This is a genomic window from Deinococcus seoulensis (assembly GCF_014648115.1).
Taxonomy (GTDB): Bacteria; Deinococcota; Deinococci; order Deinococcales; family Deinococcaceae; genus Deinococcus; species Deinococcus seoulensis.
In genome coordinates this window covers 1-25,941 of record NZ_BMQM01000010.1, presented here as the reverse complement: position 1 = coordinate 25,941, position 25,941 = coordinate 1, and the positions used below count along the sequence as shown (strand labels likewise).

20 protein-coding genes are annotated in these 25,941 nt (G+C 69.5%); 8 read left to right on the top strand and 12 right to left on the bottom strand.

Translation table 11 applies throughout. The features are described from left to right. Nucleotides 1-7 precede the first annotated feature (7 nt). Complete coding sequence (locus tag IEY70_RS09010) at nucleotides 8-571, top strand: DinB family protein (protein ID WP_189064682.1); 564 nt, start codon at nucleotides 8-10, stop codon at nucleotides 569-571. 154 nt (nucleotides 572-725) lie between these two features. Continuing rightward, nucleotides 726-1,802: a PilT/PilU family type 4a pilus ATPase gene (locus IEY70_RS09005; RefSeq protein ID WP_189064681.1), complete on the top strand. Its 1,077-nt coding sequence runs from the start codon at nucleotides 726-728 to the stop codon at nucleotides 1,800-1,802. A gap of 61 nt (nucleotides 1,803-1,863) precedes the next feature. On the opposite strand, the gene IEY70_RS09000 is transcribed toward IEY70_RS09005, so the two are convergent. From IEY70_RS09000 to IEY70_RS08985, 4 genes are all read right to left on the bottom strand, one after another. Continuing rightward, nucleotides 1,864-2,214 (bottom strand): endonuclease domain-containing protein, encoded by a 351-nt coding sequence (locus tag IEY70_RS09000; protein ID WP_189064680.1) that lies wholly within the window; start codon nucleotides 2,212-2,214, stop codon nucleotides 1,864-1,866. 151 nt (nucleotides 2,215-2,365) lie between these two features. Next, nucleotides 2,366-2,827, bottom strand: a complete 462-nt coding sequence (locus IEY70_RS08995) for a hypothetical protein (protein WP_189064679.1) — start codon at nucleotides 2,825-2,827, stop codon at nucleotides 2,366-2,368. After that, nucleotides 2,824-8,121: a DNA polymerase III subunit alpha gene (gene dnaE / locus IEY70_RS08990; protein ID WP_189064678.1), complete on the bottom strand. Its 5,298-nt coding sequence runs from the start codon at nucleotides 8,119-8,121 to the stop codon at nucleotides 2,824-2,826. Before dnaE ends, IEY70_RS08995 begins: the two co-directional genes overlap by 4 nt. Nucleotides 8,122-8,153: 32 nt before the next feature. Beyond that, entirely contained in the window at nucleotides 8,154-8,558 is a 405-nt protein-coding gene (locus IEY70_RS08985) for a hypothetical protein (RefSeq protein ID WP_189064677.1), read from the bottom strand. A gap of 106 nt (nucleotides 8,559-8,664) precedes the next feature. On the opposite strand from IEY70_RS08985, the gene IEY70_RS08980 reads away from it, so the two are divergent. Then, a complete protein-coding gene (locus tag IEY70_RS08980) occupies nucleotides 8,665-9,291 on the top strand; it encodes a PAS domain-containing protein (RefSeq protein WP_189064676.1) in 627 nt (208 codons plus the stop codon). A 7-nt stretch (nucleotides 9,292-9,298) separates the two neighbouring features. Here the strand turns inward: IEY70_RS08980 and IEY70_RS08975 are convergent, their stop codons facing one another. After that, nucleotides 9,299-11,131, bottom strand: coding sequence for an ABC transporter ATP-binding protein (locus IEY70_RS08975; protein WP_189064675.1), 1,833 nt, complete (start codon nucleotides 11,129-11,131; stop codon nucleotides 9,299-9,301). Between the two features lie 63 nt (nucleotides 11,132-11,194). Further along, nucleotides 11,195-11,995 (bottom strand): class I SAM-dependent methyltransferase, encoded by an 801-nt coding sequence (locus IEY70_RS08970; RefSeq protein WP_189064674.1) that lies wholly within the window; start codon nucleotides 11,993-11,995, stop codon nucleotides 11,195-11,197. A gap of 71 nt (nucleotides 11,996-12,066) precedes the next feature. Between IEY70_RS08970 and IEY70_RS08965 the strand changes: the two genes are divergently transcribed. Together IEY70_RS08965 and IEY70_RS08960 are read left to right on the top strand one after the other, a co-directional pair. Then, nucleotides 12,067-12,651, top strand: coding sequence for a LysR family transcriptional regulator (locus IEY70_RS08965; RefSeq protein WP_189064673.1), 585 nt, complete (start codon nucleotides 12,067-12,069; stop codon nucleotides 12,649-12,651). A 130-nt stretch (nucleotides 12,652-12,781) separates the two neighbouring features. Further along, the gene (locus tag IEY70_RS08960) at nucleotides 12,782-13,117 is read left to right on the top strand and encodes a LysR substrate-binding domain-containing protein (RefSeq protein ID WP_189064672.1); all 336 of its coding nucleotides are present in this window, start codon (nucleotides 12,782-12,784) and stop codon (nucleotides 13,115-13,117) included. A gap of 32 nt (nucleotides 13,118-13,149) precedes the next feature. Here IEY70_RS08960 and IEY70_RS08955 read toward each other — a convergent pair whose 3' ends face one another. The 4 genes from IEY70_RS08955 to IEY70_RS08940 form a co-directional block, all read right to left on the bottom strand. Further along, complete coding sequence (locus IEY70_RS08955) at nucleotides 13,150-13,755, bottom strand: c-type cytochrome (protein WP_189064671.1); 606 nt, start codon at nucleotides 13,753-13,755, stop codon at nucleotides 13,150-13,152. 94 nt (nucleotides 13,756-13,849) lie between these two features. Further along, on the bottom strand, nucleotides 13,850-14,236 hold the full coding sequence (locus IEY70_RS08950) for an MGMT family protein (protein ID WP_189064670.1): 387 nt from the start codon (nucleotides 14,234-14,236) through the stop codon (nucleotides 13,850-13,852). Nucleotides 14,237-14,296: 60 nt separating this feature from the next. Continuing rightward, nucleotides 14,297-16,069 carry an N-acetylmuramoyl-L-alanine amidase gene (locus IEY70_RS08945; RefSeq protein ID WP_189064669.1) on the bottom strand — a complete coding sequence of 591 codons (1,773 nt, stop codon included), beginning with the start codon at nucleotides 16,067-16,069 and terminating at the stop codon, nucleotides 14,297-14,299. Between the two features lie 211 nt (nucleotides 16,070-16,280). After that, the gene (locus IEY70_RS08940) at nucleotides 16,281-17,225 is read right to left on the bottom strand and encodes a peptidoglycan-binding domain-containing protein (protein ID WP_189064668.1); all 945 of its coding nucleotides are present in this window, start codon (nucleotides 17,223-17,225) and stop codon (nucleotides 16,281-16,283) included. A 142-nt stretch (nucleotides 17,226-17,367) separates the two neighbouring features. Between IEY70_RS08940 and IEY70_RS08935 the strand changes: the two genes are divergently transcribed. Further along, a complete protein-coding gene (locus IEY70_RS08935) occupies nucleotides 17,368-18,123 on the top strand; it encodes a DsbA family oxidoreductase (RefSeq protein ID WP_189064667.1) in 756 nt (251 codons plus the stop codon). Nucleotides 18,124-18,238: 115 nt separating this feature from the next. Here IEY70_RS08935 and ftsH read toward each other — a convergent pair whose 3' ends face one another. Continuing rightward, nucleotides 18,239-20,101, bottom strand: coding sequence for an ATP-dependent zinc metalloprotease FtsH (gene ftsH, locus IEY70_RS08930; RefSeq protein ID WP_189064666.1), 1,863 nt, complete (start codon nucleotides 20,099-20,101; stop codon nucleotides 18,239-18,241). A gap of 293 nt (nucleotides 20,102-20,394) precedes the next feature. Between ftsH and IEY70_RS08925 the strand changes: the two genes are divergently transcribed. Beyond that, nucleotides 20,395-22,224 (top strand): stalk domain-containing protein, encoded by a 1,830-nt coding sequence (locus IEY70_RS08925; protein ID WP_189064665.1) that lies wholly within the window; start codon nucleotides 20,395-20,397, stop codon nucleotides 22,222-22,224. 100 nt (nucleotides 22,225-22,324) lie between these two features. After that, nucleotides 22,325-24,166, top strand: a complete 1,842-nt coding sequence (locus IEY70_RS08920) for a vanadium-dependent haloperoxidase (protein ID WP_189064664.1) — start codon at nucleotides 22,325-22,327, stop codon at nucleotides 24,164-24,166. 97 nt (nucleotides 24,167-24,263) lie between these two features. Here IEY70_RS08920 and der read toward each other — a convergent pair whose 3' ends face one another. Further along, the gene (gene der, locus IEY70_RS08915; RefSeq protein WP_189064663.1) at nucleotides 24,264-25,586 is read right to left on the bottom strand and encodes a ribosome biogenesis GTPase Der; all 1,323 of its coding nucleotides are present in this window, start codon (nucleotides 25,584-25,586) and stop codon (nucleotides 24,264-24,266) included. Nucleotides 25,587-25,941 lie beyond the last annotated feature (355 nt).

Genomic DNA, 25,941 nt, shown 5'->3' with positions numbered 1-25,941 from the left:
ATGCGGCATGAGTAAGAAGACCACCCCCACCTACGTGCCTGCCCTCGTCACAGTCGCCACGGTCGGCGTGGCCGCCGGGGCCGCCTACGTGGCCCGCACCCGCAAGAAAGAAGTGACCAGCATGGTCGTCAACCGCGTGCTGGAACGCCCCGCCGGACGCAGCAGCTACAGCGACCTCGGGCAGAGCCTCGAACGGGCCGGGACGCTCCTGACCGGCCGCGCCGCCCGCGCCGCCGACACGCACGCCAACCGCGACCTGCTCGCGCACATCATCGGCATCGAACGCTGGGGCCAGCAGCGCCTCAGTGCCGCCCTCGGCGCGACCCCCGACCAGACCGACACGTACCACCCCTACCGCCCCCCGCAGGACACCACCCTGAAAGACCTGCAGGCGCTGATCACCAGCACCCGCGCCGCCACCGTCGACCTGACCCGCCGCCTGGGCCACAACCCCCCCGACGACACCCTGACCGTCAACCACAACAGCCTCGGCCCCATGACCACCAAGGCGTGGCTGCGCTACCTGACGCAGCACGCCGACCTCGAAAGCCGCAAACTCCGCGGCGAGTAAACCCACCCATCACGTCACCGCGAAGAAGGCGGGCAGAGTCCGGCGCGTGTGCGCTGGTCGCTGCCCGCCTGCCCATACCCCCACCACACCCCCCACTCCGGAAAACCCCTCTGCATTAAAACTGTAAGACCCGCCCTCCTACCCTGAGCACACCATGAGTGTCCTGAACAGCGTACTGACCGCCATCGTCAAGGAAGGAGCCAGCGACATCCACCTGCGCACCGGCAGCGCCCCCGCCGGCCGCGTCAACGGCGTGATCAGACGCTACGGCGACACCCGACTCGCCCCCGAACACGTCGAAGCCTTCACCCGCGAAATGATGAGCCCCGCCATGTGGGACGCCTTCACCGAGAAACGCGAAGCCGACTTCGCGTACGGCATCCCCAACCTCGCCCGCTTCCGCGTCAACGCCTACTACCAGCGCGGCACCATCGGCCTGATCATGCGCGTCATCGAAGACAAGGCCATCCCCACCTTCCAGCAACTCGGCCTGCCCATCGACACCTTCGAAGCCCTCGCCCAGCACGAACGCGGCCTCGTCCTCGTCACCGGCCCCACCGGCAGCGGCAAGACCACCACCCTCGCCAGCCTCCTGAACCACATCAACGCCACCCAACCCGTCAACATCGTCACCCTCGAAGACCCCATCGAAGTGCTGCACAAAGACCAGATGGCCATGATCAGCCAGCGCGAACTCGGCATGGACACCATGAGCTTCGCCAACGGCCTGCGCGCCAGCATGCGCCAGGACCCCGACGTCATCCTCATCGGCGAAATGCGCGACAAGGAAACCGTCGAAGCCGCCCTGAGCGCCGCCCAGACCGGCCACCTCGTCTTCTCCACCCTGCACACCCAGGACGCCGTCCGCACCGTCAACCGCATCATCGACTTCTTCGCCCCCCACGAACGCGACCAGATCCGCCAGGGCCTCTCAGAAAGCATCGTCGGCATCGTCAGCCAACGCCTGCTCCCCAAAGCCACCGGCGGCCGCGTCCTCGGCCTCGAAATCCTGCTCGGCACCCCCACCGTCCGCGAATGCATCAAGGACCCCGAACGCACCGAAGAAATCAAACAGGCACTCCTCGAAGGCGGCGCGCGCGGCATGCACACCTTCGACCAGCACCTCGCCAGCCTCGTCGCCAGCGGCCTCATGACCGAAGAAGACGCCATGGCCAGCGCCACCAGCCCCCACGAACTCAAGATCATGATGATGCGCGCCCAGTACGCCTGAAACGGGCAACGGCAACCCCTCAGTCAGCTTCGCTGACAGCTCCCCTCAAGGGGAGCCTTTTTTATCGCTGGAGTGCCGACTCGATCAGGGCCGCCACACCCGGCAGGTTCCGCACGACCTCCGCGTTCTGCACGCGCAGCACACGAATCCCCGCCCCACCCAGCACCCGCGACCGCTCGGCATCGTACGCCTGGGCCTCCGCGCCGTCATGACTGCGGCCATCCACCTCCACGCACAACCGCGCGGACGGCGCGTAGAAATCCAGAATGAAGCCCAGCAACGGCACCTGACGACGAAACCGCACCGGATGCGACCGCAGCAGATCGAACCACAATCGCCGCTCCGCAGGCGTCATGGCGCGCCTCAGCTCACGCGCACGCGGCACCAGACGCCTCGAATGCAGGTCACGCATGACCCGCAGCGTAACCCCTCCGCCCCCTCCGGGGGCACCTCCCCTCAAGGGGAGGCAGAAAGAAAAAGGCTCCCCTTGAGGGGAGCTGTCAGCGAAGCTGACTGAGGGGTTCTCCGCGCAGTGGAGGGGTCCGCCCGCGACGTCACTGTGTTCAGCCGAGGGCTGCCCAGTCCTGAAGCAGGCGTTCAAAGCAGATGAAGTCCTGGTCCTCATCAAAGGTTTCGACGTACTGGCTTTGCCAAGCGTCGAACTCCTGTCGGCGTTCGGCTGGGAACGCGTCCGCACGGGTGACGGGGTAGAAGGTCGAGAAGTGGCGGGTGTAGCTCATGGCGCGGGGGCGGATCAGGGGGAGGGTTCGCCGTGCGAATTCGGGCAGGGTGGCTGGCCAGGATGCGGTGGCCGCGAGGTTCGCCAGTGGAATCCCGGTATCGGCCATGATCTTCGCGTGCAGGCTGAGGTCCAGCAGGTCGTCGGGCAGGTCGGTCAGCCTGAGAATCCACGCGTCAGTCCAAGCGCGGACGGGTTGCGCTGGGTCTGCGGCCGCGCCGTGCAGATCGAGCAGGATCTGCCACTGCCAGATCAGTGCCTCCTGGGCGAGATCGGCTGGGTTCAAGCCCGCATGCCCCCACCTTGCTGTTTGTTCATCCAGGCGGGGGGTTTGGGGGCGAATCGGCCGAGGATGGTCTGCTGGTCGTAGGCGAGGTAGGCGTCGGCCCAGGGGAAGGTCTGGTTGAGGACGCGGATGGCTTCAGGGCTGCCCATGCCGTGGTCGAGTTGGTACAGGACGAACTGTTCGGGGGTTTCCAGGCGGAGGTAGGTGGGCATGCTGCCGGCGTGTTCGTCGAGGACGCTCTGGAATTCGCCGATGGCGTCGGGGCTGGCGGTTTCGAGGTCGATGGTGACGTACATGACTTTGGGGACTTCGGCGAGTTGGTCGATGCTGACGATCTCCTCGGCGATGGCGCGCAGGCCGCCGTCCTCGCTTTCCAGTTCGACGATGACGAGGGCGGGGGTGTCGTTGACGAGTTTGTCCTGAATGCGGTCGTAGGCGCGGGAGAAGGCGACGAGTTCGGTCTGGCCGCTCTCGTCGGCGAGGATGAAGCGGGCCATCATGCCGCCGGACTTGGTGGGTTTCTTGACGACGCTCTCGATCATGCCTGCCAGGACGGCCTTGATGCGTTTTCCGGGGGCGACGTTCTGCGTCTGGAACCAGGTGTCCAGGTCGGATATTCGGCAGCTGGCGGCCTCGCGCAGGCCCTCGTGCTGTTCGAGGGGGTGGCCGCTGATGTACAGGCCCAGGGCGTCTTTCTCGATGCTGAGGCGTTCGAGGTCGGTGAAGGGGGGAATGCCGGTACGAAGGGGGCGTTCCTTCTTGACCTCTTCCAGGCCGAACATCATGCTCATGCCGGTCTGGGCTTTGGCGTTGATGTCGGCGGTACCGGCGGCGTCTTCGAGGGCGTCTTCGAGGCTGTGCATGAGCTGGTTGCGTTCGCCGAACTGGTCGAAGGCGCCGCTCTTGATCAGGCTTTCGAGGGCTTTGCGGTTGCAGACCTTGTTGCCCAGGCGTGAGCAGAAGTCCGCGAGGCTCTTGTACCGCCCGGCGCGTTCGCGTTCCTCCAGGATTTTCAGGACGGCCCCCTCGCCCAGGCCCTTGATGGCGTACAGACCGAACAGGATTTCCTCGCCCTGCACGGCGAAGTCGGCGGCCGAGCGGTTGATGTCGGGCGGCAGGACGTGCACGTCCATCTTGCGGGCGTCACTGATGTACTCGGCGACCTTGTCGCTGTCCTTGCGTTCGACGGTCAGCAGGGCCGCCATGAACTCGACGGGGTAGTTCGCCTTGAGCCACGCGGTCTGGTACGTGATCACGCCGTACGCGGCGGAGTGGCTGTTGTGCACGATCAGGTCGTTCGCGACGAAGTTGTGCGTGCCGGGCACTTCCAGGTCGTAGGTCTGCGCCTCGCCCGCCGGGTCGATGGCGGTGATGGTGTCCCAGTACAGGTCGTCCGAGCACACGTCCCGCAGCGCGCTTTCCTCGAAGAAGTCGGCCAGGGTCTGGATGGTGGTGCGGCGGAAGCCCTTCTTGTGGGCTTTGGGCGCGCCGTAGAACTCCTTGGTACAGACTCCCGTACGTTCCTCGATCTCGCGCCAGCCCAGGCCGCTGGCGTGCTTGGCGGCCTGCACGCGGGTCTTCACCGTGGCGGGCAGGGTGTCGACCGTCTCACGGGCGGCGGGTGTGGCGGCGTAGTACGCGCGTAGGGCGTCCAGTTGCTCGTCGCGGCCCACGATGTGTGGCGCGATGACGGTCAGGAACTGGTCGATGGAGCGCCGCCCGACCAGATGCACGGTGTACCCGGTGCGTCCTTCCATGTCGTCGCCGCGGCTGTACGTGAAGTGCTTGCGCGTGACCTTGCCGGTCATGCCCAGGCGCAGCAGCACGTGCGCCAGATCGTCAGCGAGCGCGCGTGAGGACGTGGCGGCATACGGAGTGGTGTTGCCCACGCCGTACAGGAAACCGTCTCCCGACCAGTAGCGGCCCAGCAGCACGGCCAGCGAGGCATTGTTCAGTCGGAACGCCGCAGAAGGCAGGGCCTTGTCGGTGGCTTTCACGTCCACCATGTTCAGGTCTTCGAGCCACAGGCGAACGCCCGACTTGCCGCCCGCACTTCCTCTGACGCCGCTGCCCAGGTACACGTCGTGCACGTTCTGGCGTTCCGGGCGCACCTTCACGGTGGGGCGGGTGTTCGGGAAGGCGGAGGCCAGCGCGACCATGTCGGCCACCTGCGCCTCGCTCTGCGAGTACAGGTACGCGCCGTGCGGGTGGCAGGTGTTGCCCTCGGCCAGAAGCCAGCCCAGCAGTCCGGCCTGGTGCTCCGGCCACACCTCTGTGCCCAGTTCCGGCAGGCGGGCGGGCGCGGCGATGCGGTCGCCGGGCGTCAGGTCTTCCACGTTGCGCCAGCCGTCCAGTGTCAGCAGCGGGTGGTTGCCGGTGGCGGTCAGTTCGCGGCCCAGCGCGGTCTGTACCCGGAACACGGGCTTCACGCCGTTGTCGAAGAACTGTCCGGTGGGGCGCAGTTCCAGGCGGTACGCGCCGTTGACGCTGGGCAACTCCACCGGCAGGCCCTCGCGGTACAGATCTTCGATGCGCCGCAGCTCACCGCCCGCGACGGGCACGCGCGTGTCGCCCGTCAGACACTTGTTGAAGCCGTAGTTCGCGAAGGCGTCCAGTAGGTCGAACAGGCGGTTGCCCTCGTCCCTGGGTACGCCGTTGCCCTCGGCGCCCTCGACGAAGATCTGCCGCTGGCGTTTCATCTCCTCGGCGTCTTTTTTACCCATGGCGCGGCGCAGCAGGTCGGCGCCGCCCAGGGAGAACCCGGCGACCTCGCTGGCGATCTGCATGATCTGTTCCTGGTAGACGGGAATGCCGTACGTTTCGGCCAGGATCTTCTCCAGGAACCGGGCGCTGGTGGGGAATCCGTCGCGGACGTAGTCCACTTCTTCCAGGCCGTGGTGGCGGCGGACGTAGGTGGGGATGTTCTCCATCGGGCCGGGGCGGTACAGGGCGGACAGGGCGATGATGTCGGCGAGCCTTCGGGGTTTGAGGCGCCTGGAGGCGTCGGCGATCCCGGCGCCTTCGAGCTGGAAGACGCCCTTGGTGTCGCCGCGGCTCATCAGGTCGTAGGTGATCCGGTCGTCGAAGGGGATGGCGTCGAAGTCGATGTCGACGTTCTTGGATTCGCGCATGATGCGCCGCGCCTCGTCGAGGAAGGACAGGGTGCGCAGGCCCAGGAAGTCCATCTTGATCAGGCCGATGTCCTCGACGGCTTTCATGTCGTACTGGCAGACCATGCCGGCGCCGCTGGTGTCGCGCATGACGGGCACGAGGTCCGTGAGTTTGTCCCGGCCGATGACCACGCCGGCCGCGTGGACGCTGGCGTGGCGGGTGAGGCCCTCGAGTTTCTGCGCGAACTCGTACGCTTCGAGCAGCTGGGCGTCCTCGTTCAGCATCTGGGCGATGTCGGGAACGCTCTCGCGGGCCTGTTCGAGGCTGTAGCTCTTGCCGAACTTGATGGGAATGAGCTTGCTGACCTTGTCGACCTTGGCGTACTCGAGACCCATGACGCGCGCCACGTCCTTCAGGCAGGCCTTGCTGGCCATGGTTCCGAAGGTGGCGATCTGCGCCACGCGGTCCTCGCCGTACTTGTCCTGCACGTACTGGATGACCTCGACGCGGCGGGCGTCGTTGAAGTCGATATCGAAGTCCGGCATGGAGATACGGTCGGGGTTCAGGAATCGCTCGAACAGCAACTCGAATTCCAGCGGGTCGAGGTTCGTGATGCGCATGGCGTACGCCACGAGGCTGCCTGCGCCGGACCCACGCCCCGGCCCCACGCTGATGTCCTGATCCTTCGCCCAGTTGATGTAATCCGCGACGATCAGGAAGTAATCGGGGAACCCCATGTTGTTGATGACCGACAGTTCGTACTCGGCGCGGCGCAGGATCACCAGCGCGTGCTGGTGGTGGCCGCGCGTGGTTTCGTGCTGCTCGTCGGGTGTCAGTTCGATACTGGTGTCGCTGCTGTTCTGGCGGGCGCGGCGGCAGTCCTCGTGCGCGTAGGCGGGCAGCGTGCCCTCGCTGGCCTCGGCTTCCATGAGTTCTAGCGCGGGGTATGGGGTGTACTTCTCGCCGGCGGCCTTGCCGCGCGCTTCCCAATCGCTGCCCGCGAAGGCCAGCAGCGTGAACAGCGTTTCCAGATCGCAGGTCTGCGGGTCGCAGTTCCCGGCGCGTTCCAGCACCCGCGCCGCGTCGCTGCCCAGCGCACTCAGCGTGCGGGCGGCGTAATCACGCAGCAGCCCTTCGGTGGCGTGCGCCGGGTAGCGTTTCACGGTTCCCCGGTACGTCTGCACGCGCAGTTCCTCGGACATGGTCCGGCCTTCCGGGATGGGCAGCGCGGGCATCTGGTACACGCGTTTCTTCCCGACCGGCAGGTCCACGTTGCACAGGTCCGCGATCAGGGCGGTGTTGTCGAAGACTTCCTCGCCCCACTCGCCCACCGGCAGCGCCGCCTGCATCTCCTCGAGGTTCTTCACGTAGAACTCGTCGCAGGGGAACTTGAAGCGGTTCTCGTCGGCCAGCGTGGCTTTCGTCTGGATGGCCAGCAGCGTCTCGTGCGCGGTCGCGTCGGTCTTCTTGACGTAGTGGCCGTCGTTCGTGGCGACCATCCCGATGCCCAGCTCCTGCGCCCAGGCTTTCAGGATGGGGTTGTTCTTCTTCTGCTCGGGCAGCCCGTGATCCTGAATCTCGATGAAGTAATTCTCGCCGAACAACTCGCGGTACCACATCAGGCGCTTCTTGGCGTCGTCCTCGCGGCCCTGCATCAGCAGTTGCTGCACCTCGCTGCCCAGGCAGCCGGACATGGCGATCACGCCCGCGTGATGCTCGCGCAGCAGTTCATGGTCGATGCGGGGCTTGTAGTAGTAGCCTTCCGTGTACCCACGTGAACTGAGGCGGCAGAGGTTCTGGTACCCCTCGAAATCACGGGCCAGCAGCGTCAGGTGAAAGATGCCCTTCTCGCCGTCCTGCCCGCGCGTCCGGTCGCGGCGCGTGCCCTCGCCCGGCACCACGTACGCCTCGTACCCGATGATCGGCTTGACGCCCATCCCGGTCGCGTAATTGTAGAAATGCACCGCGCCGTGCATGTTCCCGTGGTCCGTCATCGCCAGCGCCGGGGTCTGCCCTTCCGGCGTGACCTCCTTGGCCCATTTGAGCAGGTCCTTCAGTTTCGCCGCGCCGTCCAGCAGGCTGTACTGCGTGTGCTGATGCAGGTGCGCAAACCGCTTGGGCTTGCAGCAGGAACCGTCCGGCAGGTGAATGTGAGGCGCAGGGGCGAGGTCGGAGGCGGTCATGAAGCGAGTCTAGGGTGGGGCGGGGCGGCCTGTCAGTGACGGCCGGACTTGACGGCGCCCGGCTCCAGACTGGCCAGCGCGCCGACCGGCGTACCCGCCGCGACCTGCCGCATCCGCACCTCGAACGCCACGTAGAACCCGGCGGCCGTCAGCAGCAGTCCACCCGCCACCCACAGCGCCACGCGCCGCCAGCGGGCCGCAGACAGCAGCGGCCACCGGCCACGCAGCACGAAATGCGTGCTCCACAGCGCCGCCAGCAGTACCGTGCACAGGCAGAACAGGGCGCCCCACAGTTCACCCAGCACCCGCTCACGCGGAGTGATGAAACTGGCGTTCAGGCCCGCCGCGACAGACGTGCCGAGTGCGTACACGGCGGGGACGCCCAGCACACAGGTGAGCAGCAGGGTCGGCCCGCACCCGGACGGTCGATCAGTCATGAGCGTCAGCGTAGTGATCCTGTTCGCGTGGCGTTGACGCAGACCTGCTTGACACCCACACACTGCCCGTAAGAGTCCTGACAGGCGCGGTCCGGCACCCTGAGGTATGAAGCCGGGGCTGGCCGAACTGAGGTGGGCGTATGTGCTGTTCGCGCTGCTGACCCTGGAGACGCTGCTGGTGGCGTGGCTGGCGCCGCGCCCGGCGGCGCTGCTGCTGGTGCTGCCGCTGCTGGCCGTGCAGGGCGGGGCCGTGTGGCTGGCCCCCCGGATCGTGACCCTGGTGCGCGGGCACCGGCAACTGAAAGAGTCGTTCGAGCAGGAACTGGATTTCGCGCGGCAGGTCATGGAGAGCGTGAATCACGGCCTGACCGTGCTGGACGGCGACGGGCGTTTCACGTACGTGAACCGGGCGTACGCGCAGATGCTGGGCCTGCCCGCCAGCGCGCTGGTGGGGCGCACGCCGTTCGAGTTCACGGTGCCGGACGATCACGCGCAGTTGCAGGAGGGCCGCCGGGCGCGGGAGGCCGGGCAGGCCAGTTCGTACCGGACGCGGCTGCGGCGCACGGACGGCACGACCCTGGACGTGATCGTGACCGGCACGCCCCAGTGGCACAAGGGGCGCATCGTGGGGAACTTTGCGGTGATCGCGCCGCTGGGGGAACTGATGAACGACCTGTGCTGCGAGAAACGTCGGCAGGCGGGCGCAGGAGGAGACCAGTCGGATCAGGGGTAGGCGCGGATCAGGGGTAGGCCGGGTCGCGTTCGTGGGGGGCCGGGCCGGTCCCGTACTGCCGGGCCTGTAACTGCCACAGCTCGGCGTACTCGCCGCCGCGCGCGAGGAGTTCGGCGTGCGTGCCGTCCTCGATCAGGCGTCCGGCTTTCATGACCAGGATGCGGTCGGCCATCAGGACGCTGCCCAGGCGGTGCGTGACGAGCAGCGTGGTGCGGCCGCGGGCCAGGGCGGCGAAGGTGCTGAATACCTCGGCCTCGCTGCGGGGGTCGAGGGCGGCGGTGGGTTCGTCGAGGATCAGCAGGCGGGCGCTGCGGTACAGGGCGCGGGCGGTCGCGAGTTTCTGCCACTGCCCGCCGGACAGTTCGGTCCCGCCGAACGCCTGCCCGAGGCGGGTATCCAGCGTGCGGGAGTCGTTCAGGACGCCCGAAAGGCCGCTGCCCTGCACGGCGGCGTTCAGGCGGTCCCCGTCGGGCGTCTGCCCCAGCAGGATGTTCTCGCGCAGCGTCCACTCGAACCGCGCGAAGTCCTGAAACACGGCAGCAATTCCGGCGCGCCAGTCGTTCAGGTCCAGGTCGCGCAGGTCGGTGCGCGCAGCGGCGTCACCGATCAGGATGCGACCCGCCGTGGGGTCGTAGTAGCGCAGCAGCAGTTTGACCAGGGTGGTCTTCCCCGCACCGTTCTCGCCCACGATGGCAACGGTCTGCCCGGCGGGGATGTGCAGGGTCAGGTCGTGCAGGGCGGGCGGCTGATCCCGGTACGCGAAGCTCACGTTCTCCAGCGTGATCGCGCCGTCCGTGGGCATGGGCCGGGGCTGCGCGGGGCTCTGCACGCCGCCGGGAGCGCTGAGGAAGGCGTGCAGTTTCCCAAACCAGCTGAGGGGCTCGGTGGCGGTACTGATCATCTCCGAGAGTTGCCGCAGTTCGCCCTGCAACGCGGCGAGGGCCGTGATGACCAGCACGATGCTGCCCGCCCCCACGCGCCCAGCCTGCGCCTGCCCGACGACGAACACGAACAGGCCCGCCGTGACCAGCAGGGACAGTGCCTCGAAGGGCAGCAGGGCCAGCAGACCCCGCGTGCGCTGGGCACGCAGGGTGTCTTGGTACGCGCGGGTCCGCTGCAGCGCCTCGCGTTGCAGGTGCGGGGCCAGACCGTACAGGCGCACCTCCTTGGCGTACTCGTGGCGCAGCGCCACGCGGGACAGGTAGTTCACCTCGCGCGCCTCGGGGGTGTTCTGAATGAACAGGGTCCAGCCCAGTCGGTAGAACTGCATCTGCCGGGACAGCAGCGGCAGCATGCCCGCCACAACGACCAGCGGCACCCACCACCCGATGATCAGGAGGGTGGCCGCCACGCTGATGGCTGCCGCCACGCCGCGCAGGCCATACACCAGCGTGGACAGCAGATTCAGTGGGCGGTAGCTGGCGCCGCCCTGTAGCACCTCGATGTCGTCATGGAACTGCGGGTCTTCCAGCACGTCCAGGCCCTGCAATTCAGTCATGCGGCGCATCAGGCGTTGGTTCACGTGCAGGGTGTAGTGGTCGGCGGCGACGCCCTGCATGACCTGCGTGAGGACGGTCGTCAGTTGCGTCAGCAGGGCCGCGCCCGCCCACGCACCGGCCAGGGCCGTCAGGTTCACGCTCTGCCCGGCCAGCAGGCCGCTCACGCCGTCCACCGTCCACTTGCCGATCAGGATGGTCACGGCGGGCATCAGGCCCTGCGCGGCCCCCAGGAGCAGCAGTCCGCCCGTCACGAGCGGCTGGCTGCGCCACAGGTCCGGCAGGGTGGCCCGCAGCGTGCGGAGCAGTTCGGCGTGGCCTGGTTCAGAGGAGGCGGAGGTCACTGGCTCACGCTAGCGGGCGGGCACGGCGGGCGCATCCGCAGTTGCGCCTACCGGCCCCGATGGTCAGTCGCGTTCCAGCCGGGCGACCATCATCTGGTCCACGTGGGCGCTCAGTTGTCCGGCAGCGTCGAATTCCGCGCCGATGGCGGCCTGCTGCGGCGGGGTCAGGGCCGCGACCATCTCGCGCAGCGCCTGCACGGTTTCTGGGGTGCTGCCGCTCTGCGCGGTCCACCACGCGAACTCCAGGCGGTAGGGGACCAGCGTCTCGCCTGCCCAGCGCAGGCCCGCCTCGCGCGCCAGGGCCTGCCATGCGGGCACGGTGCGCTGCGCGTGGTGGCTGGGGTCGCGCCGCCGCTGGTAGGCGTCGATCCAGGCTTGCAGGTCGGGCGCAGGGCTGATCTGGTCGGCGATGACCAGCCGCCCGCCGGGTTTCAGGACGCGCCGCGCCTCGGCCAGAAAGCGCGGCAGGTCCCGGAAGTGATGCGGCGCGTGACGGGACGTGACCAGCGTGAACGACCCGTCCGGGAAGGGAACGGCCTCGGCGCTGCCCACGACGAACGTGGCGTTGGGCACGCCCTCCTGCGCGGCGCGGTCCCGCGCGTGGGCCAGCATGCCTTCGGCCACGTCCAGGCCCGTGACGTGCGCGACGTGCGGTGCCAGGGCCAGGGCCGTGTTGCCGGTGCCGGTCGCCACGTCCAGCGCCACGTCGGCTGCGTGCGGGTCGGCGGCGCCCAGCAGGGCGGGCAGGCTGGGACCGTGGCGGTGAACCTCGCTGGCGGCGTACTTCGCGGCGTGCCGGTTGAACTGCGCCGCGCTGCTGGTGTCAGGGGTGGCGTGGTCTGCGCGGGCGGGGTGGTCGCTCATGCCCTGATGGTGCGCCGGAGCCGGGCATCACTGCAAATCACAGGCCCTGGCATGGGGTATAAGAAAACCTGATGGCGTCCCTCGGTCCGTTCCGGGTGTTCGTGGCGGTGTACCGTGCCGGTAGCCTGAGTCGCGCCGCCCGCGACCGCCACCTGACCCAGCCTGCCGTGAGTGCGCAACTGGCGGCGCTGGAGGCCCGCGTGGGCGAGCCTCTGTTTCTGCGCACCCCGCGCGGCGTGACCCCGACCGAGCGGGGCAAACTGCTGTACGCACAGGTGGCGCAGAGCGTGGATCACCTCCAGGCGGCCAGCGCGGCCCTGCGTGGCAGCCCGGCCCCGCCCGGACCGCTGCGGCTGGGCCTGACACCCGAGGTCCTGCACGGCTTCGCGCTGCCCCGGCTGGCGGGACTGCCGGGCGCGCTGCACGTCACGTTCGGCGAGGACCGCGCGCTGCTGGCCGCGCTGGGCAGCGGCACGCTGGACGCCGCGCTGGTCACGACCGAACCCGAGGGCCACCAGGTGACGGCGCAGGTCGTGACCGAGATGCCGTTCGCGCTGATCGGCCCGCCCGACTGGGACGCTGCGCCCACCCTGCCCAACACGCTGGGCGCGTGGCTGAACGCGCGGCCGTGGGTGAGTTATACGGACTCCGATTGAATGGGCTGCAAAGCCCGTTCGATCCGAGCGAAGCGAGTGGGAGCAAAACGGGTTCCGGACGTGGAGCCGGCAATCCGGTGAAGTTCCGGATTGTTGGCGAAACAAACGGAATCCGTATTACAGCGTGGAGTTGCCGGTCACGCGGCGGTTCTTCACGGGCACGCTGGGGCAGCGGTTCGCGGCGCGGCAGGCGCTGGTGGCGCCGGACCTGCGGGCCGTGGTGCGGGCCGTCACGCTGGGCATGTGGGCCAGTCTGGTTCCCCTGTTCGCCGCGCAGGAGGCGCTGGACGCCGGGCAGGTGCGTGAACTCTGGCCCGCCCGGCCTCGCATCCCGGCGGCCCGCTGGTGGCTGGCGCAGCGCGCGGCTGACGAGGCGCGGCCCGACCTGCACGCCCTGCGGGGAGCGTTGCAGACCGGGCCGCTGCCGGGCGCGCCGTCCGTTCCCACCGGCATCCGCCCGGATTGAACAGGTTGACACCCATTCAATCGGGTTGAGGGTCAGTTCAGGGTCTTGATGTACGCGTGGATGTTCGCCACGTCCGCGTCGCTGATCTGCCCTTCGGCGAAGCGGGGCATGGCGACGCTCAGTTCACGCTGCGGGGTTTTCCCTTCGCGCAGGGCGGTCAGGAACTGCGCGTCCGTCCAGGCTTTCGGGCCGTCGGCGGTCACGAGGCTCGGGCCGATCTGACCCTGGCCGTTCGCGCCGTGGCAGGCCGCGCAGTTGCCCGCGAAGACCGTCTGCCCGGCGGCGGCGTCACCGGTCGCCCCGGCGTCAGCGGCAGCCGTGTCGGTTGCGGGGGTGTCGGTCGCAGCCGTGTCAGGGGCGGCCGTGTCAGGGGCAGCGGTGTCGGTGGTGGCCGTGTCGGTCGCCGCTGTATCGGGAGCGGCAGCCGCAGCGGGTTCCGGGGTCGTGGTGGCGCCCATGGTGGTCGGTTCGGTCTGGTTGACTGCGTTGGTTTCCGTCTGGGCAGGCTCGGCGGCCTGGGGGGCCTTCATCAGCTGGGGGGTGGCGATCAGCAGGGTCACGCCCAGGACCAGTCCGGCCGTGACACCCAGTGCCCAGGAGGCCACGTCGCCCGCTTCACGCTGCGTTCGTCTGTTCATGTCCCGAGCATACGACTGCCCCGCCGGGACATGTGGGAGGGCCGCCGGGGGAATTTCTTCATGCCGCTGCATGTCGCTCCGGGCTGCGCGGGCGTCACAGCAGCGGGGTGGGAGGCGCGCCGCGTTCCTCCTCGGGCCACCACTGCCGCGCAGCGAGGTCGCAGCGGCCCGTGCTGTCCAGTTCGACGCCCTCGGCGCGCAGCAGGCCCTCCTGCATGTCCCCGAAGCCGACCTTGTGGGTGCTGACGCGGCCCTGTGCGTTGATCACGCGGTGCCACGGCAGGCCATCCCCGCTGACGCTGACGCCGCCCACCAGCGAGTTCATCACGAACCCCGCCTGCCGGGCCGCGCCGGGATTCCCGGCCAGCAGCGCCAGTTGCCCGTACGTCATGACGCGGCCCTCGGGAATGCGGGCCACGAGGGCCAGCACGCGCTCACGGAACGCCGGGGCCACCTGCGCGGACGGAACGGAATCGGTCATGCCGTCATTGTGCCTGACGCGCGGCCACGAACGGTCCGGGGGGCGCGGTTCAGTGCCGGTTCAGGGGCGCTGCTTGGCGAGGGCCGGGACGCCGCTGTCGGCGTCGGCGGTCACGCCGCCCATCAGGGCCTCGTGGACGCCCTGCGCGATGCCCAGCGCCACGCGGTCCAGGTAGTTGCTGTCTTTCAGGTTCTGCCCGTCGACCGGGTGGCTGGCGAACCCGATCTCGACCAGCGCGGCCGGAACGCGGCTGTTGCGCAGCACGCTCAGGGACTGGCTGTTCTTCAGGCCCTTGCTGAACGCGCCGGTCGCCTCGATCATGTTGCGTTGCAGCAGGGCGGCCAGGGCGCTGCTGTTGGGGTGGTTGGGGTTCCACCAGGTTTCCACGCCGTAGCCTTTCAGGGCGTTGCGGGCGTCCATGGCGTTCACGTGAATACTGACGAACAGTTGCGTGCCGGGCGTGCCCAGTCCGGCGCGCATCTTCAGGTCGGTGTTCTTGTCGCGGCTGAGTTCGCGGTCACTGTCGCGGGTCAGGATGACGTCCACCCCGGCGGGGGCCAGCAGGTCACGCACGCGCAGCGCGACGGCCAGCGTGACGTCCTTCTCGATGACCGACCCGACCGCGCCGGGGTCGCGGCCGCCGTGCCCGGCGTCGATGACCACGCGGGGCCGGACGTACGCGGCGCTCAGGGCCAGGATGGCCGTACCGCGCGCCGCCGACACGGGCGGAACGGCCGCCAGGACGCGGTCGGCGGCAGGCAGGGGGGTCAGGTCGGCCATGGCGGGCGACAGGTCGATGGCCAGCCGGGACAGGGTGCCGCTGCCCGGCGGCAGCAGTTGCGCGCGCCAGCCGCTGCGGGCGGTGGTGGGGGTGGGGGTGGCCAGCAGGACCGTCCCGCCGAGCGGGGAGGGCTGCGCGGACCATTCCGTGAGTTCCGGGCTGACGTTCCGTTCGCGCTGGGCGGGGACGCTCAGGCCGGTCAGTTCGACGCTCAGGCCGCCGGGGCCGGGCACGATGCGGTACGCGGTGCCGGGCGGCAGGTCCAGGACCACGCGGGTCTGGCCGGGGCTCTTGCCGACGCGCAGTGGGGGCAGCGTGACGCCGGTTGGCGTGCCGGGCACCTGTCCGCTCAGGGCGCTGGGGCGGGCGGTGTTGTCGCCGGGCAGGGCCGGGGCGGGCGGCAGGACCTTCCCGCCGCGCGTGACGGTGTCGCCGGGCGGGAGGCTGCTGACGCTGACCGGGGTGGGGGTGACCGGGGCGTTCAGGACGGCCTGCGCGGCGGCGCTGATGGGCGCGCTGGCCAGCACGCGGCTGTTCGGGGCGCCGCCCGTGACGGTCGCGCCGATGTCGATGATCAGCACGCGCGTACCGGTCGCCAGGGTCGCCTCGCGCGCCTGCCAGCCGTCGGTCAGGGACAGCGGGAACAGGGTGGACAGCGTGACCTGCCCGCCCCCGGCGCGGTACTCGGTGACGCTGTTGCCCAGGCCCATGATCACGGCCGGTTGCACGCGCGCGCCCTGCACGTCCACGCGCAGGCCCGTGAAGGTGGGCGTCAGGGAGTAACTGACGCCGGGAGCGAGGTCGAACACCACGCGCGTGGCGCTGCCCTGGTTGCTGGAGCGGGGGGAGCCGAAGGTGGCGTTCTGCACGCCGGTCAGCGTGATGGGCACGGCGGGCACGCCGCCCGGCCCGACCTGCGCGACCGGGGTGGACACGACGGGAGGAACGGCGGTGGGCGCGGCCCGCTGAAATGGATCACCGGTCTGGGCCAGTCCTGAACCCGCGACCGCCAGCAGCAGAGCAGATGAGAGGAAAAGGGCAGTCGGCTTCATGTGTCTTTTACTGTACCGGGCGGCAGTGAGAATTGAGGCGCGTATCTCATTCAGGTGCCGCCCGGCGCAAAAGCGTGTGCAGGAGGGCTGTTCTGCCCATCCGGGCCGGGGCCGGGACAGGTCCGGGGCGGCGTCTCATGAGGAAGGCGCGCCGGGTCCTGCACCGAAAGGAGGACGACAGGCACGGGCCGCAGCTCCACCCGCCCACCCGTCAGGGGGCAGTGAAGGGACGGGCGTCCGGGGAGAACAGGCGGTCCCAGGTGGCGCGGTCCACGCGGCCCGTGACGGGCAGGCCACTGGCCGACTGGAAGGCGCGCACGGCGTCGGCGGTGACGGGACCGAACCAGCCGTCGCCCTGGCCGGGGCGCACGGGGCGCATCAGGCGGATCAGGCGGTTCTGCACGGCCAGCACGTCCGGGCCGTTCAGGCGACTGGTCTGCAGGGACAGCGGGCGGCTGAACGGCACGGGCGCCAGCGAGCGCGCCGTGACTGCGCCCGGGGCGAGCGTGACCACCAGCGTCGGGGTGGGCGCGGCGGGTGCCGGGCGGCTGGCGGTCAGTTGCGGCGCGGGGGGTGCGGGCGCCGGACGGGCCGCCTGCACGGAAGGCGAGTCCAGCGGGGTGAGGGTCACGCCGCCCATCTGCACGGCCCCTGCCGGGAGGGCCGCGCCCCTGGCTGCCGGGGCCGCGCTGCTGGCAGTGGCGCTAGCAGGGGGATTGCTGGCAGTGGCGCTGGCAGGCGGGGTGTCCGGGGTGGGGTCGCCGTCGGGGGGCAGGTCCAGGTACACCAGGGTCTGGGCGCGGCCGTCCGGGTCGGGTTGCAGGCGCAGGTACACGAACCCGCCGGGGGTGCCCAGCCAGTTGAACACGCTGCGCTGCTCGTCGCGGCTGCGCCACACGCCGTACAGGTCGTCTTTCAGGGTGGCGGTCAGGGTCTGGCGGACCTGTTCGGTGGTGCCGGGCGCACCGACGCACTGTTTGCCGGGCGTGCCGATGGTCTCGAAACTGGCCGGGCAGTTGCGCAGCACGCCGTTCAGGGCGGCGGCGGCGCGGGTGGCGGCGCCGGTCAGGTCGGGGGTGCGTGCCTGGGCGTGGGTGCTCAGCAGGGCGGCGAGGGTCAGGGCAGGGACGTTCAGGGGCGTGGAACGCCGGTTCATACTGTCAGTGGTAGCACGTGGAAGCTGACGGACGCTGAGGTGTGCCTGTCGGGTCGCTTCATGCGGGGTCGGTGTGGGGAGGGTGGGCGGCATTTGTGCCCCAGCTCATGCTTTGTTTTGTAAAGCATGGGAGAATGTGGGCATGACCGCCTCCTTCCAGCCCTCCAGCCCCGACAAGATCCGCGTGGACATCTGGTCCGACGTCGCCTGCCCCTGGTGCTACATCGGCAAACGCCGCCTGGAAAGCGCCCTGGCGCAGTTCCCGCAGCGCGACCACGTGGAACTCGTGTGGCATTCCTTCGAACTCGACCCCACCACCCCCGCCGAACACCCCCTGAGCATGCGCGACGGACTGGCCCGCAAGTACGGCCGCAGCGCCGACGAGGCCCAGGGCATGATGGACCACATGACCCGCGTCGCCGCCGACGAGGGCCTGGAATACCACTTTGAACGCGCCCGCATGGGCAACACCTTCCTGGCCCACCAGCTGATCCACCACGCCGCCGCGCACGGCCGCCAGGACGCCATGAAGGAACGCCTGCTGCGCGCCTACATGAGCGAGGGTCAGCTGATGAGCGACCCCGACACCCTGGTCCGCCTGGCCGAGGAGACCGGCCTGGACGGCACCGAGGTCCGCGCCGCGCTGCTCGACGGCCGCCACGCGCACGCCGTCCGCCAGGACGAGGCGCAGGCGCAGGCCCTGGGCATCAGCGGCGTGCCCTTCTTCGTGCTGGGCGGCAAGTACGGCGTCAGCGGCGCGCAGGACCCGCAGACGCTGCTGGGCGCCCTCACGCAGGTCTGGGACGAGACCCACCCCGCACCCCTCCAGATGATCGGCACCGACACCCCCGCCGACGGCTGCGAGGACGGCCAGTGCGCCGTGCCCGCGCAGAACTGAACGCCGGGAAGGCACAGGGCAGCTAGCAGTCAGGGCAGATAGCAGATGGCTCAAGGCAGATGGCAGAGGCGGGAATTCGCCATCTGCCATCTGCTTTCTGCCATCCGCCCCCCTGCTACGCGGGTCCCGGCGTGAGTTTCCCGGTGGGCGCGGCCGTTTCGGTGGGGCGCAGGTCGGGCGAGAGGGGCGGCAGCGTGCCCCCGGCCAGGACGGTCTGCACGTCCTCGCCGGTCAGGCTCTCGCGGGCGACGAGTTCGTCGGTCAGGCGGTGCAGGACGTGCGCGTGCTCGCCAAGCAGGTCCAGCGCCCGCTGGAACTCGCCGTTCAGGATGCGGCTGACCTCGGCGTCGATGGCCTGCGCGGTGTGGTCGCTGTACGCGCCCTGCTGCGGGCCGTACCCCAGGTACGAGCCGCTGTCCTGTTCCAGCGCCAGTTGCCCCACGCTGCTCATGCCCCACTCGGTGACCATGCGCCGCGCGATACCCGTCGCCTGCTGGAAGTCGTTTGCGGCGCCGGTCGTGACCTGCCCGGTGGCGATCTGCTCGGCGGCGTGCCCGGCCAGCGCCACGCAGATGCGGTCCAGCAGCGCGGCGCGGGTGTGGTGCATGCGGTCTTCCGGGGTGTACAGCGCACTGCCCAGGCTGCGGCCGCGCGGCACGATGGTCAGCTTGTGCGCCTTGTCCGCGCCGGGCAGCAGTTGCGCGGCGAGGGCGTGGCCGACCTCGTGGTACGCCGTGACCTTCCGGTCCGCCTCCCGCACCACCAGCGACCGCCGCTCCGGGCCCATCAGCACCCGGTCCCGCGCTTCGTCCACGTCCCGCCCCACGATCCGTGTCCGCCCCGACCGCGCCGCCTGCAACGCCGCCTCGTTCAGCAGGTTCTCCAGGTCCGCCCCCACCATCCCCGCTGTGCGCCGCGCCACCACGCCCAGGTCCACCGATGCGTCCAGGGGTTTCTTGCGCGCGTGAATCCGCAGGATCTGCTCGCGGCCCCGCACGTCCGGCGCGTCCACCACCACCTGCCGGTCGAAGCGTCCCGGACGCAGCAGCGCTGCGTCCAGCACGTCCGGGCGGTTCGTGGCGGCCAGGATGATGACCTCCTGCCCGCTGGAGAAACCGTCCATCTCGACGAGCAGCTGGTTGAGGGTCTGTTCGCGTTCGTCGTTGCCGCCCTGCATGTTCATGCCGCGCTTGCGGCCCACGGCGTCGATCTCGTCGATGAAGACGATGCAGGGGGCGGCCTTGCGGGCCTGTTCGAACAGGTCGCGGACGCGGGCGGCGCCGACGCCGACGAACATCTCGACGAAGTCGCTGCCCGAAATGCTGAAGTAGGGGACCCTCGCTTCACCGGCGACAGCTTTTGCCAGTAAGGTCTTGCCGCTGCCTGGGGGGCCGACGAGGAGGACGCCGTGGGGGATGCGGGCGCCGAGCTGGTGGTACTTCTCGGGGTGGCGGAGGAAATCGACGACTTCCTGAAGATCCTGCTTGGCCTCGTCGCAACCGGCGACGTCGGTGAAGTTGAGTTTGATCTGCCCCTCGCTGATCACGGCCGCCTTCGACTTCCCGAAATTCCCGGTGGCATCCGTGCCGCCGCTCTGGCGTCCGCGCATCAGCAGGACGATCAGGCCGCCGATCAGCGCGACGGTCAGGACCACGCTCAGGATGCCCAGCACGCTCAGCCGTGACGGCGCGACGTACGAGACGGTCACGCCCGAACGCTGCAACGCCTCCAGGTTCAGGGCCGGGTCGGCGGCCAGCGTGCGGGTGCGGTACCGGCGGCCGTCCTGCAACTGCCCGCTGAGCTGCGCGGTGCCGTTCTGGTACGCGATCACGGCGCTGCTGACCTGCCCGCCGTTCAGGGCGGCCGTGAAGTCCGTGAGGTTCAGTTCGTCACCCTGCTCGCGCGGCAGGCTCAGGCCCACCACGACCAGCAGCAGCGCCGCGATGCCCAGACCCCACAGCCACGCCGGCCGTTTCATGCGCGCCCCGCACCGGCCAGGGTCGCACCGGCCAGGGTGGTCAGGGTCACGCCGGACATGCCTTCACCCGTCACGCCGCTCTCGTTCATGCCCCAGTGTATGCCCCTCCCCTGCCCGGCGATTGAAAGCGCACACCCCCACCACCCCCGCCGCCGGGCTTGCCCATGACCCCGCAGCTCCGTACCCCGCAGCTCTGTACGGCGCACCCATGTTCCCTTGAGGGTACGGTCAGAAAAGACCAACAAGGTCACTGCATGAAGATTCCGGTCAGGCCGGGCAGGCATACTCGGCGGATGCGGTTTTCACGGTCTTCCCTGCTCGCGTTCCCCCGTTCTCCCCGACGATCCCGTCTGCTGCCACTCCTGGCCCTGCTGACCCCCACCCTGACCCCCGCCGCACCAGCTGCGGGGGTGCTGGCCGGACTGGGCGCGGCCGGACTGGTCAGCGTGCTGGGGGAGGCGCGGGCCGCGCAGCCCATGCTCGGCTCGGTGCAACTGACCTTCACGCTGGACCAGACGGGCGCGTTCGTGAACGGCACCCCGGTCACGCTACAGAGCCCGCCCCGCCTGATCGGGGGGCGCACCATGCTGCCCCTGCGCGAGGCGGCGGACCTGCTGGGGCAACCGCTGCTGGGCAGCGGCACCCAGCTGCAACTGGCGCGCCTGAGCGTGGATGTCCGCCAGAACAGCGCCTCGCTGAGCGGGCAGGCGCAACCCGCCGGGACGGTCGCCAGCGTGGGCACCACCCTGTACGTCAGCGTCCGCACGCTGGCCGACGCCCTGAACGCCAACCTGAGCACCGACGACCGCAGCTTCACGCTGACCGCCCTGCGCGACGGCGGCAACCCCCTGAGCCCGCAGGCGCGATTCAGTACCGACAAGAGCGTGTACGCGCCGGGCGAGCGGGTCGTGTACACCGAGTACCCCTTCGACCCGGACGGCGCGGACATCACCGCGCGCCGCTGGACCGGCCGGCAGGACGCGTACTTTCAGCCCGGCACGTACACGGTCGGGCTGACCGTCACGAACAGCCGGGGCCTTCAGAGCCAGCCGTTCACGCGCACCATCCGCGTGGAAGGCACGCCCGCCGACAGTCCGCTGACGTACGCCCTGAAGTACGCGCAGCCCGGCGACGCCTTCCCGGACCCGCAGATCCTGAACTACCCGTCGGCGACGCCCGTCACCGTGGACGGCCCGAACTACCCGCTGCTGTTCAGCGACAGTCCCGAGGTACCCACCCAGAGCGGCATCCTGTACCAGGACAGCGTGCAGGGGCGCGCGCGGCTGCTGGCGTACCACCTGAACGGCCTGGGCCGCCCGGCGCGCCTGTACGTCATGGCCCGCAACCTCGAATCCCGCGCCGTGGAAGTCCGCAGCGAACGCCTGGGCGAGACGGCCCCCACCCGCATCGAGGGCATCCTGGGGCAGGTGACGCTCATGGAGTACTTCGCGTCCAGCGGCGGCACCACCCTGAGCCTGATGCCGGGGCAGTCGGCCGCCGTGTACGCCAGCCCCACCCTTAGCGCCGGGAGCGGCGTGAACGTCATGCAGGACCTGACCACCTCGGGCCGCGTGGAACTGACCTTCCTGATGCTGGAAGACAGCCTGCCGCCCACCGGGCAGGTCGCGCAGCAACTCCCGTACCTGCAACCCGACGGGCGGCACGTGCGCGGCACCTTCCCGGACGCCGTGCGGCACCTGCGCGTGAACCTGAGCAGCCTGCCCACCCGCATCGTGATCGGGGACGGACAGGTGGACCCCGCCATCGTGGGCACCGACGCCCTGACCCGCCAGAGCGTGCGCCTGAGCGGCAACTACGGCGTACTGTACGACCTGGAAGTGAACGGCGCGGCCGGCACCGCCGTGGCACTCAGCCCGCGCGGCGGCCTGTACCGGGGCGCCATGAACGTGCAGGACGGCCCCATCACGCAGACCATCAAGTTACCCCGCAGCGGCAACGCCCTGAAACCCGACGAGCCCGTCATGCTGTGGCGCGCGCAGAGCGACCGCCTGAACATCGATTTCGTGCCGGCCAGCGGCAGCAACCTGCCGATCAGCCTGGTGTTCTACCGCGCCCGGACCCTCAGCGGATTCGGCGGACTGATCAAGACCTACCAGCCGTAAGCGGCACCACCCGGACGGGGGACACAGCCACACCCGGCGCCTGTGTCCCCCGTCCCGTTGCTGCACCGGGGGTCAGCCTGCGCCATAGACTGCGCGGCAGATGAAGACGCCCTTCACATTCACGCGCCCACAGCCCGGCCGCCCGGCATGGCCGCGTTCCCTGCGGCACGGCGCCCTGGGCGCGGCCCTGACCGTGACCCTGACCGCCTGCCCGGCCACGCCGATCACGGACACCGGCACGACCACCGGCGCGGCTCCCGGCAACCCTGGCCCCACCGTCAGCACCGGCACGCCCCCCTGCCCCCTGACGCCCGCCGCGTGGGCCGCCATCGAGGCGCCGGGGAACTCGGCGGCGCGCGTGTGGGACGAACTGGCCCTGAACGCCATCCGCAGCGTGCTGCCGCAACCCACCGCGCACGCCCGTAACCTCTTTCACCTGTCCGCTGCCATGTACGACACCTGGGCCGCCTTCGACCCCACCGCGCAGGGCGTGTTCGTTCAGGAAACCCACCAGGGCACGCCCGCGCAGGTCGAACAGGCCCTGAACCGCGCCGCGCACCGCGTCCTGCGCGCCCGGTACGCGGGGATCGTCCCGGCGCTCGGCACCTGCTTCGACGACCGCCTGCGGCACCTGGGCCTGGACCCCGCCGACACCGGCACGCAGGGGAACACACCCGCCGCGACCGGCAACCGCATCGCGCAGGCCGTCCTGGACGCCGCCCGCACGGACGGCGCGAACGAGGGGCAGGGGTACGCCGACACCACCGGCTACCGCGCCGTGAACGGGCCGCTGCGCCCCGAGATTCCCGGCGCGACCCCCAGCAACCCCGACCGCTGGCAACCGCTGCTGCTGAAAGAACCGTTCACGCAGAACGGCATTCCCCTCAGCGGCCCGCAGACCTTCATGGGCGCCCAGTGGGGGAACGTGAAACCCTTCGCCATGACCCGCCAGGGCCGCTTCTATCACGACCCGGGCGCCTTCCCCAGCATCAGCGACCCACTCATGGCGGCCCGCTGGGTGCCGGACCTGCTGCGGCGGCAGGCCCAGCTGGACCCCGCCCGGCCCGACATGACCGACCTGTCCCCCGCCGTGACCGGCAACAACCCCCTGGGCACCAACGACGGGCGCGGGCACCCCGTGAACCCCGTCACCGGGCAACCGTACGCGCCGAACCCCACGAAACTCGCGGATTACGGGCGGGTCATCGCGGAATTCTGGGCGGACGGCCCGCGCGCCGAGACGCCCCCCGGCCACTGGAACGTCCTGGCGAACGCCGTCAGTGACGACCCCCGCCTCGCCCACCGGCTGGGCGGTCAGGGGCCAGCGCTGCCCCGCCTGGAATGGGACGTGAAACTGTACCTGGCCCTGAACGCCGCCATGCACGACGCCGCCATCGCCGCCTGGGACGTGAAACGGCAGGCGGATTCCGCGCGGCCCATCACGCTGGTGCGCGTCCTGGCCGCCCGGCAGGCCCTCCCCGACGAGGCAGGCGTGACCGAGGAACGCGGCGGGAAACTGCTCGTGCGGGCCTTCAACCCCGCCGGGGGCTTCAGCTGGCGCGACCCGGCCGACTGGATTCCGTACCAGACGGCCGTGTTCGTCAGTCCTGCCTTCCCCGGCTTCGTGTCCGGGCACTCCACGTTCAGCCGCGCGGCCGCCAGCGTCCTGACTGACCTGACCGGCAGCGGCTTCTTCCCCGGCGGCCTGTACGAGATGACGGCCGCGCCCGGCTTCATCCGCAGCGACTCCAGTACCAACGACGCGCCCGTGCACCTGCAATGGGCCACGTACGCCGACGCCGCCGATCAGGCCGGGCAGTCCCGCATCTGGGGCGGCATTCACATCGAACCCGACGACCTCGCCGGGCGGCGCATCGGACACGAGGTCGGGCTGGACGCCGTGGCCCTGGCCCGGAAGTACTTTGCCGGACAGGCACCCTGACCGGGGCAGCGCCGTGAACGGCTGACGGGTCACGGCTGACTGGTAACGAAAAACCCCCGCCGGAGCGGGGGCACGTGACGTACGTCCAAAGTGCGGTTCAGTCGTCGTTCTCGGCGTTCTTGCCGCGTTTGTACGGGCCTTTCTCGTTCCACTTGAGGCGCACGGGAATCCCGGCGAGTTGCAGGTCCTCGCGGATGCGGTTCTGCAGGAAGCCCTCGTAGGCGCGGGTGACGAAGTCGGCGCGGTTGCAGAAGATCGCAAACGTGGGGGGCGCGGTTTCGACCTGGGTCATGAAGTACATCTTGAGTTTCTTGCCGTGGAAGTTCGGGACGCTCTGACGCATCTGCCAGACGCCCAGCCAGCGGTTCAGTTCGCTGGTGGGGATGCGGCTCTGCCATTTCTCGTGGAGTTTCATGGCTTCGGCCAGCATCTCGTGAATGCCGTACTCGTTGATGGCGCTGGTGTACACGCGGGGCGCGTAGCTGATGTGGTGGAGTTTCTGGTTCAGGTCCTTCTCGGTGGCCTTGAGGTCCGCGTCGGGCACGAGGTCCCACTTGTTCACGATGACGATCACGGGTTTGCCGCTGTCGTACGCGATGTTCGCGAGTTTCAGTTCGTGGTCGCCCAGATCCCCGGCGTTCACGACCAGCCAGATCAGGTCGCTGCGGCCGATGGCGGCCTGCGAACGCTGGATGGCGTAGTCCTCGACGGCCGTGTCGGGTTTCTTGCGGATGCCGGCGGTATCGACCAGCACGAAACGCTGACCGCCGTAGTCCCACTCGACGTCCAGGGAGTCGCGGGTGGTGCCGGGCATGTCGGCGACGATGGCGCGGTCAGTCTGCGTGATGGCGTTCAGCAGGCTGCTCTTGCCGACGTTCGGGCGGCCGATCAGGGAAATGCGGATGGGCGCGATTTCCGGGACGTCCTCGGTGTCCTCGGGCATGTGCTCCATGACGCGGTCAAGCAGATCGTCCAGGCCGCGCGCGTGTTCGGCGCTGATGGCGACGGGTTCCCCGAAGCCCAGGCCCCACAGTTCGGCCATGTAGACCTCGTGCTTGGGGCTGTCGATCTTGTTCGCGGCAATGATGACGGGTTTGCCCAGGCGGCGCAGCCAGTCGGTGACCTCGTAATCGGCGGCCGAGAGGCCCTCGCGGGGGTCGAGGACGAAGATGACGGCCTGCGCGCCTTCCATGGCCCACTCGGCTTTCTCGCGGATGGCGTCTTCCCACTCGTCGCCGCTCCAGAGGCCGCCGGTGTCGATCAGGGTGATGCGGTGGTTCTGGTGCAGCATCAGGCCTTCCTTGGCGTCGCGGGTGACGCCGGGAAGGTCGGCCACGACGGCCTCGCGGCGGCCGATGAGGCGGTTGAACAGGCTGGATTTGCCGACGTTGGGTCGGCCTACGATGGCGACTTTATGCATGTGGACGCTCCTTGTACGGTGTCGGTTCCGCCCCGGGCGCCTGGGGGGTTCCGCCGATTGTCCGCCGCCCCCACTGGGCGGCCCGGACCACAGACTTTCCAGTATACAGACTGGCGACCTTTCTCCCAGACGGCACGTCACGATTCGCAGGGGGGGGTGCATGGGGCCGCAGGCCTGCCGATGTACCCGGGTGCGTCCCGGACAGCGTTTTCCCGGTGGCCTGCATGGATTTGACAGGCCCTGCATTCCGCGCTATCTTCTAGGAATAACCGCCCACGAGGCGGGTTTTTTGTTTGGCTCTTCCTGGATTCCAGGGAGCTGAGGGTGCTCTGATAAACTATCAGCATGCTGAGCT